The 19,293-nt window shown below is 55.6% G+C and carries 19 protein-coding genes; 8 read left to right on the top strand and 11 right to left on the bottom strand.

Annotation, left to right across the window (positions count from 1 at the left end; all coding sequences use genetic code 11):
* The first annotated feature begins 67 nt into the window (after positions 1-67).
* The 6 genes from SK47_RS00995 to SK47_RS00970 all read left to right on the top strand — a co-directional run bounded on the left by SK47_RS00995 (position 68) and on the right by SK47_RS00970 (position 6,501).
* Positions 68-2,164, top strand: a complete 2,097-nt coding sequence (locus tag SK47_RS00995; protein ID WP_048243351.1) for a peptidase domain-containing ABC transporter — start codon at positions 68-70, stop codon at positions 2,162-2,164.
* Entirely contained in the window at positions 2,161-2,910 is a 750-nt protein-coding gene (locus SK47_RS00990) for a hypothetical protein (RefSeq protein ID WP_003860969.1), read from the top strand. The genes SK47_RS00995 and SK47_RS00990 overlap by 4 nt, the downstream gene beginning before the upstream one ends.
* Before the next feature lie 6 nt (positions 2,911-2,916).
* A complete protein-coding gene (locus SK47_RS00985; RefSeq protein ID WP_022650120.1) occupies positions 2,917-4,167 on the top strand; it encodes an HlyD family secretion protein in 1,251 nt (416 codons plus the stop codon).
* Between the two features lie 89 nt (positions 4,168-4,256).
* Positions 4,257-5,036: an MBL fold metallo-hydrolase gene (locus SK47_RS00980; RefSeq protein ID WP_022650121.1), complete on the top strand. Its 780-nt coding sequence runs from the start codon at positions 4,257-4,259 to the stop codon at positions 5,034-5,036.
* Positions 5,037-5,061: 25 nt separating this feature from the next.
* Positions 5,062-6,048 carry a GlxA family transcriptional regulator gene (locus tag SK47_RS00975; protein WP_022650122.1) on the top strand — a complete coding sequence of 329 codons (987 nt, stop codon included), beginning with the start codon at positions 5,062-5,064 and terminating at the stop codon, positions 6,046-6,048.
* Positions 6,049-6,171: 123 nt separating this feature from the next.
* A complete protein-coding gene (locus SK47_RS00970) occupies positions 6,172-6,501 on the top strand; it encodes a hypothetical protein (protein ID WP_023315117.1) in 330 nt (109 codons plus the stop codon).
* On the opposite strand, the gene SK47_RS00965 is transcribed toward SK47_RS00970, so the two are convergent.
* From SK47_RS00965 to SK47_RS00945, 5 genes are all read right to left on the bottom strand, one after another.
* Positions 6,479-7,282 (bottom strand): DUF4225 domain-containing protein, encoded by an 804-nt coding sequence (locus tag SK47_RS00965; RefSeq protein WP_039268673.1) that lies wholly within the window; start codon positions 7,280-7,282, stop codon positions 6,479-6,481. The genes SK47_RS00970 and SK47_RS00965 overlap by 23 nt on opposite strands.
* Before the next feature lie 175 nt (positions 7,283-7,457).
* Positions 7,458-8,546: an AAA family ATPase gene (locus tag SK47_RS00960; protein WP_006812462.1), complete on the bottom strand. Its 1,089-nt coding sequence runs from the start codon at positions 8,544-8,546 to the stop codon at positions 7,458-7,460.
* A gap of 146 nt (positions 8,547-8,692) precedes the next feature.
* A complete protein-coding gene (locus SK47_RS00955) occupies positions 8,693-9,652 on the bottom strand; it encodes a YbgA family protein (RefSeq protein WP_048243349.1) in 960 nt (319 codons plus the stop codon).
* Between the two features lie 102 nt (positions 9,653-9,754).
* Complete coding sequence (gene uraH / locus SK47_RS00950; protein ID WP_022650126.1) at positions 9,755-10,165, bottom strand: hydroxyisourate hydrolase; 411 nt, start codon at positions 10,163-10,165, stop codon at positions 9,755-9,757.
* Positions 10,166-10,264: 99 nt separating this feature from the next.
* A complete protein-coding gene (locus SK47_RS00945) occupies positions 10,265-10,990 on the bottom strand; it encodes a MerR family transcriptional regulator (RefSeq protein WP_022650127.1) in 726 nt (241 codons plus the stop codon).
* A 117-nt stretch (positions 10,991-11,107) separates the two neighbouring features.
* Here SK47_RS00945 and SK47_RS00940 point away from each other — a divergent pair, with 117 nt between their 5' ends.
* The gene (locus SK47_RS00940; RefSeq protein ID WP_048243347.1) at positions 11,108-11,632 is read left to right on the top strand and encodes a lipocalin family protein; all 525 of its coding nucleotides are present in this window, start codon (positions 11,108-11,110) and stop codon (positions 11,630-11,632) included.
* Between the two features lies 1 nt (position 11,633).
* Here SK47_RS00940 and SK47_RS00935 read toward each other — a convergent pair whose 3' ends face one another.
* From SK47_RS00935 to SK47_RS00910, 6 genes are read right to left on the bottom strand one after another with little or no spacing between them, the layout of a single operon-like run.
* Positions 11,634-12,641: a fimbrial protein gene (locus SK47_RS00935; protein ID WP_048243345.1), complete on the bottom strand. Its 1,008-nt coding sequence runs from the start codon at positions 12,639-12,641 to the stop codon at positions 11,634-11,636.
* On the bottom strand, positions 12,641-13,159 hold the full coding sequence (locus SK47_RS00930; protein ID WP_022650129.1) for a fimbrial protein: 519 nt from the start codon (positions 13,157-13,159) through the stop codon (positions 12,641-12,643). The genes SK47_RS00935 and SK47_RS00930 overlap by 1 nt, the downstream gene beginning before the upstream one ends.
* Positions 13,150-15,675: a fimbria/pilus outer membrane usher protein gene (locus SK47_RS00925; protein ID WP_048243343.1), complete on the bottom strand. Its 2,526-nt coding sequence runs from the start codon at positions 15,673-15,675 to the stop codon at positions 13,150-13,152. Before SK47_RS00925 ends, SK47_RS00930 begins: the two co-directional genes overlap by 10 nt.
* A gap of 23 nt (positions 15,676-15,698) precedes the next feature.
* Positions 15,699-16,376, bottom strand: coding sequence for a fimbrial biogenesis chaperone (locus tag SK47_RS00920; RefSeq protein ID WP_023323945.1), 678 nt, complete (start codon positions 16,374-16,376; stop codon positions 15,699-15,701).
* A gap of 53 nt (positions 16,377-16,429) precedes the next feature.
* The gene (locus SK47_RS00915; protein ID WP_023315123.1) at positions 16,430-17,014 is read right to left on the bottom strand and encodes a fimbrial protein; all 585 of its coding nucleotides are present in this window, start codon (positions 17,012-17,014) and stop codon (positions 16,430-16,432) included.
* Between the two features lie 52 nt (positions 17,015-17,066).
* Positions 17,067-17,669, bottom strand: coding sequence for a helix-turn-helix domain-containing protein (locus SK47_RS00910; protein WP_048243341.1), 603 nt, complete (start codon positions 17,667-17,669; stop codon positions 17,067-17,069).
* Positions 17,670-18,503: 834 nt separating this feature from the next.
* On the opposite strand from SK47_RS00910, the gene SK47_RS00905 reads away from it, so the two are divergent.
* Complete coding sequence (locus SK47_RS00905) at positions 18,504-19,292, top strand: winged helix-turn-helix domain-containing protein (protein WP_022650133.1); 789 nt, start codon at positions 18,504-18,506, stop codon at positions 19,290-19,292.
* Position 19,293 lies beyond the last annotated feature (1 nt).

The raw sequence follows: 19,293 nt of genomic DNA, 5'->3' as shown, positions 1-19,293 counted from the left end.
GCGAGAAGCACGTTGTACGCATGGCCCGCATTGCCGGGCCATTTTTTTATTTCAGCCACGGATCATTATGTTTTCGCTCTTTCAGTATAAAAAACAGGGTAAGACCGCTGTTATTCGCCAGCATGAATTTACCGAATGTGGACTGGCCTGCCTGGCGATGGTGTTGGGGCACTACGACCACCATGTCTCCGTCAGCCAGCTGCGCCGGGAGATTTCCGTTTCCGCCGATGCGGGAACCTCAATGGCGGAATTGATGACCCTTGCCAGCGATAAAAATATGTCTGGCCGGGTGCTTAAAGGCGAAATCACTGAAATAGAAACGTCTGAGCTGCCGCTCATCGCCTTCTGGCGCGGCAACCATTTCGTGGTCATCGTGAAGATCGACAGCCGCAGCGTGACCGTTCACGACCCGGCCAGCGGCGTGCGTCGTTACCGTCTGAAAGAGGCGGAAAAACTCTTTTCCGGGTATGTGCTTGAGCTTAAGCCCACGCCGTGCTTCGAAAAGAAATCCCCGGATGAAACGCTCACGCTTGGCCGTTTAGCCAATAAATCTCCGAGCCTGTTCCAGCGCCAGCTGCTGCTGTTTGTGCTCTGTATTTTTACTCTCATCACCATGCTGGCAAGCCCCACCTACGTGCAGCTGATTATGGATGAGGCCATTTCCCGCAGCGACAGCGATCTGGTGATCCTGCTCACCGCGATCTTCGCTATCGTCTTTATCTTTGAAGTCATCGGTAAATTCCTCAAGCAGCTGCTTGAGATCCTGATGCGTAACATTGCCTATGACGATTTAAGCCAGTCCGTGCGCCACTACATGCTGCGCACCCAGACCAGCTGGTTCCGCTCGCGCCCGCCGGGCATCGTGCTGGCTATTGAGAAATCGCTCCACGCCTGCGCGGAGTTCATCAGCAATGGTTACGTGCAAATTCTCTTTTCCAGCCTGATCGCCGTCACCAGCCTGCTGTTTATGCTGCTGTATAACGTCAAAATTGCGCTGCTGACAATGCTGCTGATGGGCGTGTTTTTCCTGATCCGCTTTTCGCTGATCGGCCCCTATCAACGCGCGGTGGATGACTCCATCGAGCGCACCGCCCAGTATGAGTCTCTGCTGGTGGAGACGCAGAAAGGGATCATAACGCTCAAAGCGAACAACATGGAGCAGGCCCGGGATGCGGTGATGGACAAATCCCAGCGCGAGCACATCGCCGGGCTGATGCGTAAAGAGCGGCTACTGGCCCGCTTTGACGTGGCTTCGCTGCTGGTGATCAATGCCGAGCAACTGCTGGTGGTCTGCTTTGGCGCGTGGCTGATCCTGGAAGGGCAGATGAGCATCGGGATGCTTTACGCCTATATCAGCTATAAGCGCTATTTTTCCGATGCCATGGTGCAGGTGGCGCAGAAGCTGCTGGACAAAAATGCCCTCAAGGGGCCGCTGGATCGCGTGGGCGACCTGCTGTTTGCCCCCTCTGAAACCAGCCAGTTTGGGAAGCGGATTGTCACCTCGCCGGTCTGTCTGCAATTTGAGGATGTCTCATTTGCCTATCCTGGCCGGGAGGCCACGCTACAGCATATCAACATGACCCTGAAGCAGGGCGAAGAAGCGGTGATTGTGGGCCAGAGCGGGTCGGGAAAAACCACGCTGCTGCGTCTGATCTCCGGCATGCTGCTGGCATCGTCTGGCACGCTGCGGATCAATAAGATCCCCATTGAGGAGTGCGATCTTTCCTCGCTGCGTCAGCACATCCGCATCGTCCATGCGGACGATATTCTCTTCACCGGCTCGATTCTGGACAACATCGCCTGCTTTGACAGCGCACCGGATAAAGAGCAGGTCATTGCCGCGTGTCGGCTGGCGGAGGTGGACCACGTCGTCGCCCGGCTGCCGCACGGCTACGAAACGGAGATGCTGCCGGGGAACACCTTTTTCTCTGCCGGGGAGATGCAGCGTCTGGTTCTGGCGCGCGCCCTGTACAGCCAGCCTAAGCTTCTGCTCTGTGACGAAGTGACGGCGAACCTGGATAAAACGACCGCGCAGAAAGTGCTGGCGAACCTGCGTAGCCTGGGGATTGGCCTGGTGTTTGTCACCCACTCGCCGGACGTGGTGGGCTGTCAGGGGCGTCTCTATACCATGGAAAACGGCACCCTGCGGGAGAGTGAGCAATGATGCTTTTGCCGCGTCTCTATGCGCGACTCTGCGCGCGCCAGGCCGGGCGCACGCTGCTGGCAAACCGGATCACGCAAAACTACAGCCAGTTTATGCGTTGCCCGGAGGCCGATGTTCCGGCTGATTTTCTGCATCAGAATGCGCATGAGCTGAGCGGGTTTAACTTCGTGGAGCAGATCTTCCCGCCCGCGCTTTGGGCGCGCAACGTTAGTTTTGATCTGCACGGGTACGTGGCGCAGTGGACGCGGGAGCAGGCATTTTACAGTTCATCTCGCACCCTGCTACTGGGCATGCGCTGGGCGGGCTTTGGTCTGATCGTGGATGCGCTGCTCGCCACCGCGCCAGCCGATGTGCGCTTTCAGTTTATTACCCGTCACCCTGCGCTGCATAAGCTGATGGCCGCGCACGAAGGCCGACGCGCCAGCTCGTTTTTCGCCCCTCACCGCCTGGTGACGGTGCTGCTGATGGACGAACGCCTGCCGGATGCGCCGCTGTTCTCCACCCAGGCAGGGGATCAAAAGGCGTGGTTAACGGACGTCTCAACGCGGTTTTTATCGCGCTATGGCTACAGCGTCCGAACGCTGCTGCCGATCTGTTCGCTGCACGCGGCGGAGTTTGGGCTGGAGAGTCAGGCGTATGCGCCGGAGGATTACCGTCAGGCCGCCGCCGACACGCTGAACGCGCTGCGCAAAACCCCCACGCTCTGGAGTGCATGGGATGATCTTTCAGTGATTTATCATGGATGACATATCGTGAAATTAAAAAACCGAAGCGGACAGCGGCGGGCGCTGATCCCGCATCACTTCTCAAAAAGCTATCACATCAACGCGCCACGGCTGAAAGCCGTGCTGACCTTGTTCATCGCCTTTTTTCTCTGCCTGCTGGTCTTTGCGATTGTCTTTAATTTTTCGGAAACCACGCTGGCACGCGGGGTGCTGATCCCGGCGCAGGGCGATGTGGAGGTGCGCGCCAGAGAGTCCGGAACCCTTGTTGATTTTGCCGTCCGGCCCGGCCAGTACGTGAAGGAAAACGATCCGCTGTTCACCGTGTCGCAGGACTATGGCGGCAAGCAGGGCTCGGTGGTGCAGTTTGACCGCCAGCAGATGGAAGCGGAGAAGAAGCGCAGCGAGCAGCGCATTCAGGCCATTGAGGACTCGATTGCGTCGTATCGCAAAAATCTGGCGCAGCAGCTGGCTCTCACCGACAAGCAGATCGCCGTTTCCCGCGATAAGGTGAAGAAGCTGCGCGCGCTGTTAAAAAACAGCACCGACACCTACGAGGCGTGGAAATCCGTCTCCGGGAAGGGCTATGTCTCCAGAGTGGATCTCGATAAAAGCCACAATGATGTGCTCAATGCGCAGCTCAACCTGACGCTGGAGGAGAGCACTATTCTTGAGCTTGAGGCACGCAAAACCAGCCTGACCGACAGCACCCAGTCGCAAATTGACTCTCTGAGCGAAGAGCAGCTGTATGTGAAAAACCGCATCAGCGAAATCGATCGCAACCTGTCCAGCCGGGGAAGTTCCACCATGGCGATGCTGGCCCCTTCCGATGGTTACGTGGTGGCGATTAACTTCCCGCCTGGCCGGGCCATTACGCAAAATAGCGAGGTGGTGGTGGTGATCCGTAAAAATACCGCGGCGACGATGGAGGGGTACCTGTATGTTCCGGCAACGGGGGTGGGGCGCGTGGCGAAAGGCGATAAGGTTAAGCTGCGCTTCGACTCCTGGCCCGTGGACAAATACGGTTCGGTGGAGGCGACGCTGTCCGATTTCTATGAGGTAAACATTGATGCCCATTCGGCGCTGATCCCGCTCCAGGAAGGGCAGAACTACTACCTGGCTAAAGTGCGCGTCCCCTCCTGGTTTACCGACCCGGACAAGAAAAAGCGCATGCTGATGGGCGGGATGACGGTGAACGCCGATATCGTTATCGATCGTAAGCCGCTTATCAATCTGCTGATTGCCCCGCTGGAAAGGGTGCGCAAGCGGTTTATCGATTGACCCGATTTCATCGATCATCGCCCTTTGGCCCACATTCTTAACGGCACCCTGGGGCTATTCTCCTTCTCATACCAACCGGAGGATAGCCCATGAACATTACGCAAATTCGCAATGCCACCCAACTGATCACTTACGCGGGAAAACGCTTTTTAATCGACCCAATGCTGGCGCCAAAAGGCACTTATCCGGGTTTTCCCGGCACGGCGCGGGCTGATATTCGCAACCCGATGGTCGAGCTTCCCGTTGACGTTCAAACGCTTCTGGATGCTGACGCGGTGATCGTCACCCATACCCATGCCGATCACTGGGATCAGTACGCCGTTGAGCTGATCGCCAAAGGCAAGCCGATCTACGTGCAAAATGATAGCGATGCCGCGCTGCTGCGCAGCCAGGGATTTACCAACCTGACGATCATGACCGGGGAAACAACATACGGCGATATCCGGATAGTGAAAACCCACGGCGGCCAGCACGGTACTGACCGCGCTTACGCCGTGCCGGAGCTGGCAGAGTTTCTGGGGGAAGCCTGCGGCGTGGTGTTCCGTCATCCCGATGAGAAGACGCTTTATATCGCAGGGGATACCATCTGGCGCGATGCGGTGGCGGCCGATCTGCAAAAGCACCAGCCGGATATCGTCGTGCTCAACGCCGGTTACGCTCATGTCATTGGGTTTGGGCCGATTATCATGGGGGAAGAAGATCTGCTTAACGTGCATTTCCTGCTGCCGCAGGCGAAAATCGTGGCGACCCATATGGAAGCTATCAACCACTGCCTGCTGACCCGCCGCGCGCTGCGCGAGTATGTTGACGCCAACGAGATAAGTGACGCGGTGAGCATTCCTCAGGACGGCGAAACCGTTATATTCTGAGTGTTAAAGGGGAAAGGAGAGACAGATGCCGCTTGTTAACGTTGCTATTGTCGCGGTGGACGGGTTTAGCCCGTTCCACTACTCCGTCCCCTGCATTCTGTTTGGCGATACGGTATCCGGGGAAAAGCGCTTTAACGTTACGATCTGCGCTGAAAAACCGGGATTCCTGACCTCGAAAGACGGTTTTGCCCTGCATGCGACGCAGGATTTTTCTGCAATCGCATCGGCTGAAATTGTGGTTGTACCCTACTGGCAGCACGTGCTGGAGCGCCCGCCTCAGACGCTGCTCGACAGCCTGGTTCAGGCCAGAGACAACGGGGCGGAAATTGTTGGGCTGTGTCTGGGATCGTTTGTACTGGGCTATGCGGGCATACTCAGCGGCAAACGGGCCGCCACCCACTGGGAGTTTGAACACCAGTTTCAGACGCTGTTTCCGGACGTTCGACTGGACATCAACGCGCTCTACGTGGACGACGGCAATGTGATCACCTCGGCAGGTACCGCCGCCGCGCTCGACTGCTGTTTGTATATCATCCGCCAGCGCTTTGGCAGCGTTGTCGCCAATCAGATTGCCCGCCGGATGATCGTCCCGCCGCACCGCGAGGGCGGGCAGGCGCAGTTTATTGCGCAACCTGTGCCGAAAGATACCCGCGACGGGCGGATTAACTGTCTCATTGACTACCTTCAGCAGCACATTTCCGAACCGCATAACCTGGATTCGCTGGCGGACGTGGTGTCGATGAGCCGACGCACGCTGACCCGCCATTTTATCAAGGCGACGGGCATGAGCGTTGCCGACTGGCTTACCGCCGAGCGCCTGCGGCGCAGCCAGATCCTGCTGGAGTCCGGCAGTCTGCCAATCGAAAGCGTCGCTGAGCAGGTGGGGTTTTTATCAGCGGTGACGTATCGGCAGCAGTTTAAGGCGCGCTTTGGTGTCAGTCCGGCGGAGTGGCGTAAGACGTTTCGCGTTAAGCCGTATGCAGCGAAAAATAATGCTGGCGCGATGGAATAAAAAGACGTGGGCGGCTTCTTTGCCTTTAAAGCTGGCGGCAATGGATATGCATCAGACGGGTTACAAGCACTTCTCTTCCGGTTAAGATAATCCACGTTACTTTCCAGAAGAAAAGGTAGTGGCATGAACAATATTGAAACGCAGTTACTTGAATCAGGTTTCACCGTAAAAGAATTAGCGTATCTGAACCGAAACATTAGCCGTTATGGTTCATCCCTGCTCGAGGTAGTGCTTGAGTTAGGTAAGCGATTTATCATGGTTCTGTGTATTACTGCGACTGTGGCCCTGATTTTCCTGGCGCTTCTTTTTTTCGCTGAACATTATAATATTGTTTCCGGTGGCATTTCTCTTTTCATCGTATTGATTATTGCCTGGTTTTTTCAACCCCCGATCATTACCTACAAAGCCTGGCGCTTCAGAAAGAAATACATTAGTTCTGTCCAGACGCATTAGAAATTAAATCAAACGAGACTTTTGCAGAGACACCCCAGCCGACAATTTTCATAGTGAGCGCTGCGCGATTCATTCCGTCGACTTTGCGGTAGAAATCCAGCGGGAGATAACGAAACAGGCGCCATGATTCGGGTTTCCGGATGGCGCCAAATACCGTATAGACGCTTGCTGCCAGGCTTACGCTATTGAATACCCCAAGTGCTGATTCACGTTTAAATCCCATAAACTGAGCGATATCCATGACGCCATCTGCCAGCATACCTTCGGAGTTTGGTTGATGTTGAAGCGTTCTGTTAATTTCTTTTGAAATGGCATTTGCACCATCCATAACCAGAATCGCTCCTGCAAGCGCACCCACTGGATTCATTGTCATCATTGCACCAACACCTGCAACAATCTGTAACCCTGAAAGCACAACCTTAATCGATGAGATAACGTAACCGACGACTTTGTTATTTTCTTTAACCAGTTCAATCTGAGCAAAAAGCTGAGCTGTACGGGAGCGAAGCATTCTGCTTTGCTCAAGAAGACTTTCGTTCTCAGCCCGGATGTTTTTCAGGCATTCCATGCACTCCTCATCACTTCTGGCTGCCCGGGTAGCACTAAATTGTTGCATCACAAACTGCCGAATATCATCCATAAATTTAATCCGTGCGAGTCCGTCGCTGAGATGTTGCCCTCCGACAATATTCGCAGTATTGATGAGCTTGCGGGCTTCAAGATTTATCATTGTTTCAGCCCATGCGCGGGCGTTCTGACCAGGGAAAATTACAATATCCATTTTAATTTTCTCATCTGATAACCAACGTTTACAGATTATCCTGACATCAGAAACTGGCAACAATAAATTGGATAATCTGTCGCGAGCGCAGAATTCGCCGAAGGTATATACCGACGGAAATCATCTTCGTCGTTGATGGCGACCTTGAAAGTGGTGACAGCATAAAAGAAGTGCATTACCCCAGCCGCTCCATCCGTGTCTCCCCCTCCGCCATCGACAGCTGATACAGCGAAAACGATCGGTGCTTCTCAATCAAATGCGCCAGCTCCGGCGAGTGGCTGGTGAGCCAGATCTGCGAATAGCGGCTGGCCTCGGCAATGAGGCTTGCCAGGGCGGGCAGCATCTGCGGATGCAGGCTGTTTTCCGGTTCGTTGAGGGCGATAAATGCGGGAGGGCGCGGGCTTAACAGCGCCACCGCCAGGCATAAAAAACGCAGCGTGCCGTCGGAGAACTCTGCCGGTTCCAGCGGTCTGCTCAGCCCCTCGCGCTGCATCATCATGCGGAAGCGCCCGCCGGTGTTGTCGCTGTAAAACACGCAGCCGGGGAAGGCCTGGTCGAGAATGCGCATCAGCAGCAGCTCGTCGCCAATTTCGACAATGGTCTGAAACGCGGCGGCCAGGTTCGCGCCGTCGCTGGCCAGCACCGGGGAGCGGAAACCCACCTGCGGCGCGCGGATCGCCGAGCCGGATGAAACGGAAAACTCATGATAAAAGCGCCAGTTACGCAGGGACTCACGCATCTGCGACACTTCGGGGTAGAGGTGCGGTTCGCCGAGCTGCCCGAACACTGACTCGTTCTCATACAGCGTACCGCTGTGGGTCACTTTTTCGTGATGTACGTTGTTCAGGAATACGGCCTGATTCTTACGCTTCATCAGCTGTGACGACGGACGACGGTGCTGGCCGCTCAGCCAGATAGATTCCTCTTTGATCACCGGATCGAGCTGAAACTGTGAGGGGTAGGGCAGCTTTTCCACGAACCCGACCTGAAGCTCATATTCATAGGTTTCCGTTTCCACCGCCAGGTTCATGCGCCGCAGCTGGTCGCTGCGGGTTTTGCCCGCCCAGAACACTTTCAAAATGCCCCCCTCGTTTGCCAGCGCCTGGGAGAATTGCCCCTGCGCCGCGCTGTGCATCAGGTAAATCGCTTTATAAATATTGGATTTTCCGGTGCCGTTGGGGCCGAACACGATATTGAGCTGTTCCAGCTCAAGCGACATATCGCGAATTGAGCGGTAGTTTTGAATATGCAGATTTTTGATCATCGGGTTACTCCGCTGTGCACGCTTAACCTGTACAGAATTACAGTATTTTACGCTGAGCGCAAAAAAAAGACGACAGTGAGGGTGTCGTCTAAACGGGGTACAGCTTTGGGCCTCTGTGGGTCAATGGGGCCTTCGCTTCTTTCTTATCAGGTAACGGCCAGACGCAGACCCAAATCATCAGGATAGGGATCAAAGTAGTTTTGCGTCATCAGATACCGGTCAGGGTATTCAGCCAGATAATGCTTAAGCAGCGTCAGCGGCGCGAGGATCGGCAGCAGTCCGTCCCGGTAATGCAGGATCACATCACGCAGTTCTCCGCGCTGGCGGCTGTTCAACTGGTTACGGAAATAGCCCTGAATGTGCATCAGCACGTTAGTGTGATTCTTCCGCGAAGCAGGTTTTTTCAGTATGGTCATCAGTTTGTCGCGATAGGCCACGAAAAACGCGTCCAGATCGTCCCACTCGTGCAGTGATGCCACGAACGGGCCAATTTCACGGTAGCCTGCCTGATGGTGCGCCAGAAGCTGAAGCTTATAGCGGCTGTGAAAGTCCAGCAGAGCACGGCGCGTCAGGCCATTTTTACGCATTACGTTCAGTTCGTGGAGGGCAAAAACGCGCTCAACAAAGTTTTCCCGCAGTACCGGATCGTGCAGGCGACCGTCTTCTTCGACGGGCAGCCAGGGGAAAGTTTCAAGGAGGGCGGCGGTGAACAGCCCGACACCCTCCTTGCGGCCCCGGTTGCCGTTTTCGTCGTACAGCCGCACGCGCTCCATGCCGCAGCTGGGGGATTTTGCACAGACGATAAACCCCGACAGATCGCCGATTTTCGGCAGATAATCTGCCGTAAATGCGGTCATCTTCTGCGTGACGTCATCGTGGGGCGCTTTGCTGAACCGCATTTCTGTCTCGCCGCCGGTGGTCATCACCAGGCGCAGCGCCGGACGAGGCGTGGGCAGGCCGATAGCCATTTCAGGGCATACCGGGCGGAAAGCGACCCACTGCGCCAGCTCATCCATCACAAAGCCCATACGCTTATGCCCGCCGTCAAAGCGAACGGCGGAACCGGTCAAACATCCGCTAATACCCAGCACAGGTTTTGTTGTCATGGTGTGCACCTCCCGATCTCATATCTAAAAGTTACACAACAATGCGAGTTTGTCCAAGTATTGGCGGGATTATTTTTTAATCGTCTTTAAAATCAAGAGCAATCAGCTGCCCTTGTAGGTTGAGTAACCGTACTGGCTGAGCAGAAGCGGGATGTGCAGTTTTTCATTGGTGCGGGTGACGGTGAACAGCACCGGCACTTCCGGGAAGAAGGAGTCCAGCTTTTTGCCGTGGAAGTAATCGGCGGTTTTGAAGGTCACTTTATACACGCCAGGTGCCATATCCTGATCCTGCGGATAAAGCGATTTAATGCGCCCGTCGTGGTCGGTTTTACCGCTGGCAATCGGGGTCCACTTGTCCTGCTCCTGCTTCTCCAGCGTAACGGTCACATCTGCTGGCGGCATACCGGTTTGCTGGTCCAGAACGTGGACGCTCAGGGTGCCTGCCGGGGCGCTGAATGCGGCAGGCGCGAAAGCCATGGCAGCCAGCATCATCAGAGGGAGTGTCTTTTTCATCGTGTTTTCCTGTTGAGTTGTCGGTGACAGGAAAACGTTAGCACTCGCTGCGCGAAAAAATATTCAACTTTTCGTGAAGATTGCCACAGCAGAAAATAATCAGAGGATAATTACCTCAAGGGAAACCTGCTGCTGCCACTGCGCAACCTGCTTTTTCCGCGCGGCGGTGAGTTTGCCGCTGGTGACCAGCAGCCATTTGCGATCCGGGAAAATTTCCGGGGCCAGCGCGGCAGGGGGAACCGGCAGGATGTCGATGCGGTGGCCCTGGCCGGTGCGCGTTAACGCTTCGAGCCAGATTTCACACGGGTCGTTGAGGTACCAGCCGCTGATGAGAACGTTATCGCCCGGCGCTTTTTTATCGCCCTCAAGGCAAAACGAGGTATAGGCGATGAGGATGCCGTCGAGGATCTCACGCAGCGTCATGGCGGCGGCGACGTTGGCCGATATCTGGCTGCGCAACGGACGCAGCACGTTAGTGACCAGCTCTGGCCTTGGGTATTCGCGTCCGGCGTCGTAAATCATCTGACGCAGGGATTCAATTTTCCCCTCCTGCAACTTTTGCATCATGGCCTGTTGCAGGGTTTGCCAGTTATTGGCGCGGCGCGGCGCAGGGCGTTCCAGCAGTGATTTAACCTGACCGATGGGTACGCCTTTTTTTACCCAGTCGAGGATTTTCAGCGCCTGCTGAACGTCCTCATCGCTGTACAGGCGGTGACCGCCGTCCGTACGCTCGGGTTTGAGCAAGCCATAGCGTCGCTGCCACGCCCGCAGCGTGGTGGCGGTGATGCCGCTGAGTCTGGCGAATTCGCCGATGGAGTAAGCCATGTCTGCATCCGAAGAGAAGGAGTTGTCTCAATATACTACGAATATTCCCCGACGGGATGAAGCGCCGCACGGGTGCGCTACACTTAACGTCCAACCGCGTAAATGAAAGGAGTTCTCATGAGGCTATGGCCTGTAGTTACCGGTGTCGCCATTGCGCTGACGCTGGTTGCCTGTAAATCTCCCACGCCGCCGAAAGGCGTGCAGCCCATTATCGGCTTTGATGCCAGCCGCTATCTCGGCAAATGGTATGAAGTCGCCCGACTGGAAAACCGCTTTGAGCGCGGTCTGGAACAGGTCACCGCGACGTACGGCAAGCGCAGCGATGGCGGTATCAGCGTACTGAACCGCGGCTATGATCCGGTGAAGAACAAATGGAATGAGAGCGAAGGAAAGGCGTACTTTACCGGCGAACCGACTACGGCTGCGCTGAAGGTATCGTTCTTCGGCCCGTTCTACGGCGGCTATAACGTGATCAAGCTGGACGATAAGTACCAGTACGCGCTGGTCAGTGGCCCGAACCGTGACTACCTGTGGATTTTATCGCGCACCCCGACCATTCCGGATGCGGTAAATCAGGACTACCTGAACACCGCACGCGGTCTGGGCTTCCGGGTCGATCAGCTGGTGTGGGTGAAGCACTAACCTACTGATACGAAAAGGTGATGCTTGCCAGGGCATTGGCCGAGCCGGGGACCAGGTCTCCGGTTCGGATGTACTGCGCCTGGAACGGCAGCGACAGCGTTTGTGCTGCGCTGGTGGTCTGGATGAAAAACTGTCCCGTCGTGCCTGCGGCCGAGCTGTCTGGCCCCATCATCAGCGGCCCGGTACCGTTATAGAAAAACTGCACGCCAATGCCGGAGGCCGTGGAGTCCCCGGTCAGCGTCACGACCGACGAGATATTTGACGGTGTGGTCTGATCGGTCATCACTGCGTTAACCGCCACGTTCTCATCGCAGGTCAGGCTGACGTTAAACTCCCCCGACGGCGAGGTGCTGCCTACGCTGGGCAGCGTGTGAACATCAATGGTGCCCAGGTCGACGTTGGCGCTTTTTGTGCCTACCGTGCAGCCGCTTGCCGTCACCGTGATGGTGGTGGGGTTGATGATCACCTGCGCGGTTTTCACTTCGTTGTTATAGGCCGTCAGGATCGCCGCGTTAATGGTCGGGGTCTGGTATACGCCGGATTTCAGCGGAACGCCGGTCTTGATAAACGTCACTTTTGCTGACCAGCCCAGTGCGGTGGCGTAACCGTTAGTCCCATCGGCCGGATAGCTCTGCGTAATGCCCGTCTGCATCGGCACATAGGTGGTGCCGTTATAATCTTTGAGCCCAAGAATGAAGCCGATGCCGGGCACGCCCGTTTCAAATACCATGTAATTTGCGCCATCAAGAATAACCGTGATGCCGGTGGCGGTTATACTGCTGCTCGGCTCCAGCGTCCCTTTGGAGCAGGTAAATACCAGGCCGCACCAGAACACTTCCGAGACGCTCGCAGAGGCGCTCCATTCAGAGCCGACCGTCTTTCCAGGCACGATGGAGTCTGCCGGGCCGGACCATGACATGGGTGTTGGCGAAAGGGTGATATCCGATGTCCAGGAGAGGGCAAGTGCCTGAGAGGACATAAAAAACAGGGCTAAAAACAGTAAACGCATTATTGATACTCCGTCGTCCAGGTCGCCACTGCCGAAACGTCTCCGGCATTGACCGGCGCACCCGTGGCGGCCAGTCGCGCATAGAAGGTCATTTTTACGCTGTCATCCCCCGCCGCGCCGTAAGCAGCGGTTTGGGTGTCCAGCGGGATAAGTACGCTGTCTTTATCCAGAATCTGCACTGCCACGCCGGTCGCGCCACCGTCAGCGACTTTCAGAAGCTGCGGGTTTTCGTCATCCGGCGTACCGCTGAAGCGGATTTTCACGCCAGCAAAGGTGGGGCCGCACGCTTCAAGGGTGAGCGTGAAGGGCGTTTTGATATTGCTGACCGCCCCCGCCTCGCTAAATTGCTTCACGCCGAGGGTGCCCAGCGGCACGTTTTGCTCCTTCGAATCTTCCGAGACAATGCAGGTATTGCCGATCACGTTGCCGGTCACGGAAACCAGCACGTCATAGCCGCGCGCGGGGACGGTGATGACCATCAGCAGGATCAGGGGGAGGAAACGGACGGTTACTGACATATGGCCTCCTGGGAATAAAGCCCGGTGCGGGCGTGATAATTCTGCGGGTTCAACGCATAGCGGATCGTGCAGCGCTGGGCGCTGTCGCGTCCCCATACGGCATGCAAGGTTCCCTGCGCTGACAGGCCGGTCAGATACACGCTGCCGCCGTCGCCGACGATACCGCTGGCTTTGTCATCCTCTGATGAGACCAGCGTGCCGAAGGGGAGCACGTCTTTAGCGTGACGTACGATAAACATCGCTTTTGCTCCCTGACGCGTGGTGAGGGTGGCGCGAACCAGTGCCCCGTCGGTGGGAATTTTATTGGCGATGGCGTTCTCAAGTTCCACGTCATTGCCCACGGTGGTGACATCCAGCGCAACCTGATTAACGCGATACGGCGTGGCGTACGGGATCACCGCATAGCCCCGGCTGTCGGTTTTGATGCCCTTGTGGTTGAGCACGGCGACATGGCTGGCGCCCGGGGCTTTCACCAGAATATTGGTGTTCCCGAGCGGCTGGCTCAGCGTCAGACCATCCTCATGCAGCACCGCTCCGCCGCTCATCCCGTAGCTGAGGTTGCGGGAGTCACCGGCGTAGCTGTAGCCCAGGTTATAGTCTCCCCACGCGCCCTCGTATTGCAGCGCGGCATCGCCGCCGTAGTGCTGCTGCGCGCTGTAGCGCTGGTTGACGCTATAGAAAAGATTCTCCTGCCCCGGCAGATAACCACTGACACCGGTACTGGCGGTGGTGCCAGCGGGATCCGCATGGGTAGCGGTAAAACGGAGACGGGTCGACAGCGCCGGATTACCCAGCGGCACCGACAGGGACAACGCGAGGATATTGTCTTTCTTGTTGTCGTACAGGCCAGAGCTACGCTGGGCGCTGATGCCAAGCGACAGGTTACGAAACGTCGCGTTCCACGCGAACTGCAAACTTTGCGTGGTTTTTGACGTATTCCAGTAGGTTTGTTGATCCCAGGACAGCGACAGCGCGCCGTATTCGCCCATCGGCTGCGACAACAGCAGCTGATTTTTTGCCTTACGCGACATATGCAGGTTGTAAACCGTGTCGTAGTGAGTGGTGACGGTGCCATCGTCTTCCACGGTCTGTTCTGGCGCTCCGCCCGCCATGCCTTTGTAAGTGGTATCGCTGAGGGTATAAAACCCTGCCGTTGAGTAACGCAGCGAGAAGAAATTGACTCGCGTACCGATATCGTTCAGCAGCTTGCTGTACCGCAGGCGCACCGAATCACCGGTGTAGTGCTGGTTATCAGCCAGCTGGCTGCGGGCATGGGTGAGGTCGAGGGAGTAGGCGCCAAAGTGGCCGAGATTCTGCCCGATCCCGAAGGCCAGGCCGGTGTAGCGATCGGAAAACTGCGCCCCGCCATAAAACGTGAGGCCGTATCGCCAGCCCAGGAACAGCTCGCCCTGCGCGAAGGAGGGCGAGATCTGATTGCCCGCAGGACGGTATTTCCCCGCCCCCAGAGCATATTTGCCCTGACCGTTACGCACCAGATTCGGCACGCTGGCAAAGGGCAGGGTGTATTGCGTCTGGCTACCGTCGCTCTCCTGAATGGTGACCGCGAGATCGCCGCCGGAAGAGGTCGGATAGAGATCTTTCAGCACAAACGCCCCCGGCGGAACGGAGGTTTGATAGATGACGTTACCGTTCTGGCGAACCGTCACCGTGGCATTGCTGCGCGCGATGCCGCGCACTTCAGGCGCGTAACCGCTCAGGCTGGCGGGCAACATATTGTCATCGGTCTTCAGGGCAATCCCACGCAGGCCAACGGCGTCAAACACCTGCGAGGAGGTGAACGTTTCACCGGCATAAACCTGGGCACGCAGGGCGCGGATATCCCGCTGTAGCCAGGTCTGGACGTGGGTGAGCTCGTTACTCTCTTTGGTCCACGTGGTGAAATCACGCAGCCGCCATGCGCCCAGGTTGGCGCCGCTGTTCAGGCTCACAAACAGCTGTTGTTCCCGCGTGCGCGTCTCGCCCCGGTAGTCATTATTCGCGCCATTGACCACATAGTTCAGCCACGCGGCAGGGATGCCGGACTCCCAGCTCTCCGGGCTGACGTATCCGCGCGGCAGAGCGCGCATCGCGCTTTGCGGTACGGTGAAGTTGAGGGTAAGCGTCCTCTGGTCAAAATCAAACCGGGTATCGGCGAATGACTGGGTTAAAAAAATGCAGCGCTGCGCAGGCGGCAGCTCACCCCCTTTAGCCTGACGGCTGTCGATGCCAAGTGCGGCGAATTGTGCAGGCGTAAGGCACGGCAGGGCTTCACCGGCGGTGCTTTCAGCGACGCGAAACGTGACGTTACCTGTGAACGCGAACTGGGTATTGATATACACGTTAAGATTGTACTCGCCCGGCGGCAACGCGCTCCCGGCGTTGACCCAGGCGAGATCGGCGCTGTTGGCGCGCTCGCCGTTGAGAAACGCAGGATTAAATTGCAGCTCGCTTTCGGCAGCCACGGCTTGCCGAATCACCAGGGCGATCGCCGTGGCGCACAGGATTTTAATTTTCATGTGGTCACGCCTTACTGTTTTTATTATTGGGACAATGACGTGCGGGTGACGGGCGTCCAGGCCCCATAATCGTTAATCGTCTGGTAGCTCATGCTGCTCGCATGGCTGAAGGTGTCTGCCAGCGTCACGCTGGCTTTCGGCGGTACCATGACGGGCGATACCGGCCTGCCATCAATTTTCACGTTAATGGTGGTGAGGTAATACGGCGTTGGGTTGGTCAGCGTGACCTTGCCCGCGCGGTAGGCGCCGGCAAGGTTTTTCCATGCCTCCCCTGCACCTTCCCTGAGCCGCTCCGGGCGATAAAAGACCTTGATGCGGTTGGCAGAGGCGAATTGCAGCGAATTGCCGGAACCGTTTTTAACCTGCTGTGGGATAGCTTTGACCGTCATCCAGTACAGCGTCTCGCGATCGGCTGGCAGGGCGTCACCGCTGAACATGATTTTCACCGCGCTTTCGCTGGCGGGCTTCATGACGTACAGCGGCGGCGTGATGACGAAGTCGTTGGTACGGCTCCCTTTCTCGTCTTCCATCCATGACTGGATCAGGAACGTGGCATCAGGGTGGGTATTTCTTACCTGCATCATCGTCTGCGTAGCCGCGCCTGCGTAGACCAGCCGCGTTGCGCCTAACCCCACGCCGCCTGCGTACACGGCGGATGAACATAACGTGCCAGCCAGACAAATCCATGTGTTTACGCGCATTGTGCGTCTCCTGAAAGCTGAGTCAGACCCGGCCAGCAGACCGGGCCTGAAGATTACGAATAGGTCACGGTGTAGGTGGCGACCGCGCTGGCATCACCCGCCGTGGCGTTGCCCAGTGGGGAGTAATATTTCGCGCTGAAGTTCAGGGTGTTCGCCCCCGCACGCAAGGGGATCGCTGCTGCCGGCTCACCCAGCCTGACGACGTTGCCCTGTTCGTCATAAAGACGGATAGCGACATGCTGCGCCGAGCCCGCGCCGCCGTTTACTCCCGCGGCCAGGCTATTGACATCGGTACTGTCCGGCGTACCGGTGAAGGTGATAGCCACGGTCGTTGCGGCGATGGGGTTATTTTCCGTGGACGCGGAGGTATCGGCGATTTCGCAATCCTCCAGCGTGATGGAGAAGGCTTTTGCGGTACTGGCTTCACTGCCTGCGGCAGCCAGCGTGGCGGTACGCACTTCCCCCATGTCGACGTCGATATTGGCGCTACCGGCGCTGATGGCACAGGCGGAGGTCACCACTTTACCGCTGAAGTTTACCGTGCCGCCGCTGGTGGTGGCGGCCAGTGCTGAGCCCGCTGGCAGCAGGGCGGCAATGCTTAATGCCAGCAGAGAATGGCAAGTAAGGCGTGCTTTCATTTCATAATTCCTTGATTTTTTTATTACGAGATTTGCTCTGAAAGCGGCAGGTCTAACTGGTTAAAAAGACCAGCAAATCTGTCTTATTCCTGAGCCCGAGTTTCCTTATCGCTGAGCTTTTTAAGGCGCTCACGCGGCGATAAGAAAGTTTCTCCAGTTCTGCGATGTAACGTATATCCAGTCCGTTCCTGAGTTCCTTTAATACCCTCCTTTCTCCAGGCGTTAGCGATAACGCCGCTGGCTGCTTTTGGGGCCGATAATGGCTATCGACCATTTTTGCTAGCTTTATCCGCCACTGATAAACCGTGTTCTGTAGCGAGATATAGGCATCAATATCTTCCCGGACCCATAACAGGGAATGGGCAGAGGTTGAGTACAGGCAGATCATCACTTCAGGGTGCGTGGTTTTGATTTTTTTTAAATATTTCAGTGAGTCATACCCTGTATGGTATTTCTCTGCGCCGGATATAAATAAGATATCGACACGAATCGACGACAGCGCCTTATCCAGTTCCTGAGAACCTCCTTCGATGATAATGATGTGAAGGTCGTCGCGGATGCTGCTTAATAATGTTTTAATGCCGTTTCTTGCATAATGATCGCCGCCCATCAGTGCAACAGTTATATGCTGTGTTATTTGGCTATTGTTCGTCATGTTATTCCTCGATTTATAATAGTAATCAGGCGAATTATTTATAAGGTTATCGCCAGTATTCTCGAAGCAATGACGTATTGCATAGTGTAGGCCTACTATACGTCGGCCAATAAAGAGGTAATCTGAATTAATCTAAAATTGTATTAATTACTAAGATCGAGACCGGTTACGACGCTTCCCTCTGATTGGTCTTATTCCGCTTCGCTTTCTGTAAATTATGATAGCTTCTATTTTTAATGAAAATTTAGCTTTGATAAATGTTTTGTAAGGAGTTTGTCGTCTGGTGTCAGTGCGGGTGTGAAGTTGCTGACGGGGAATAACAATTTACGAATGTTATCATCGATAAAAACTGATAGAAAGGTGGCTGAAAAGCATACAAAAACCATATAAGTTATTGATATTGGTCAGGTTGAGAAAACTTAAGGCTTAAGGGTGCTGAATATTTCAGACACGCATGTCCGTGGCGTACAATGTTTTTTTATGTAGGTATTTGTCAATGTCAAGAGGCGAGGAGTGCGCCAAAAGGTGAGGCTCTGATAAATGAGATGCTGCCGGTAGTCAGATACTTCTGTGGAGCGGAAATTCACTTCACAAAACATCATAATGAGGATGATCGCGGATGAAGCGGCTCTGCAAGCCGCATTCTACAAGGGTTGAGTTCTTATGCAGGTTCAGTGAAGCTTAAGGGATGAAATATAAATTAAGATTTTTCGCCAATGGCGAAGATATACAGCATGCCGTTAATCAGTCACATTAATCCCGACGTGAATGTCATCCCATACATGCGGTGACCCAGGTTCAACATCTGTTAACCGGAGAATTCATACTGCCCCTATGCATAAGCATTACATTATAAATAATATCGTCGAATTTCATCCTGCGGCCAGCACGTTACGTGATATCAACAATCCTGACCGTGTGGTTGTGTTAAATTCGCCAGCAGGCCGATGCCTGTTGTTATTAATCGACAGAGCGGGGTCGATTGTCACTCAGCAAGAGTTCCTTGATATTGTCTGGCAAAGCCGCGGCATGCTTGTCTCCTCCAATACCTATTACCAGAACATCTCCATCCTGCGCAAAGGGCTCAAAAAGATTGGTTTTGAAACTGACCCTATCGTTACCATTCCGCGGATTGGGTTGACGCTGGCAAGCGACACGCAAATAACCGTCAGAGAGTCTTCACCTGTCGCGCCTCAACCCGCAGAGGAACAATGTGTGGAGGCGCCAGCGATCGAGGAGGTCTCTGCATCCTCCGCGCCAGCAACGCCCGTTGCCAGGAAGCCCACGCGCTGGCTGGCTGTTGTCATGGGGCTATTGATCGTCCTGGCCGGGGCAGGCGTGACGGGATATATGAACGCCACAGAAAACCGTTTTGTTGAGGATTACCGTTTTGCGGCATCCGTCGGAGCCTGTCGCGTTTATCTTGCGAACGACATTCAGACTCACGCTGAACGCGCTTCCGCGCTGACCTATGTGGAACAATTCAAGGCTGAATGCGCGCAATATCCCTGGGTTTACATCAGCTGGTACGCTCTGCTTCCTCGTGCGTCGGTTATTCGCTGCGACCGGCCAATGAAAGAACCGAACCGCTGTATATCTGATTATTTCCTGAAGGATAGCTAGC

Origin of the sequence: Enterobacter sp. BWH52, from assembly GCF_001037565.1 — a bacterium.
GTDB lineage: Bacteria > Pseudomonadota > Gammaproteobacteria > Enterobacterales > Enterobacteriaceae > Enterobacter > Enterobacter hormaechei_C.
The sequence above is the reverse complement of the archived record's forward strand: the minus strand, read 5'-3'. Positions and strand labels throughout refer to the sequence as shown.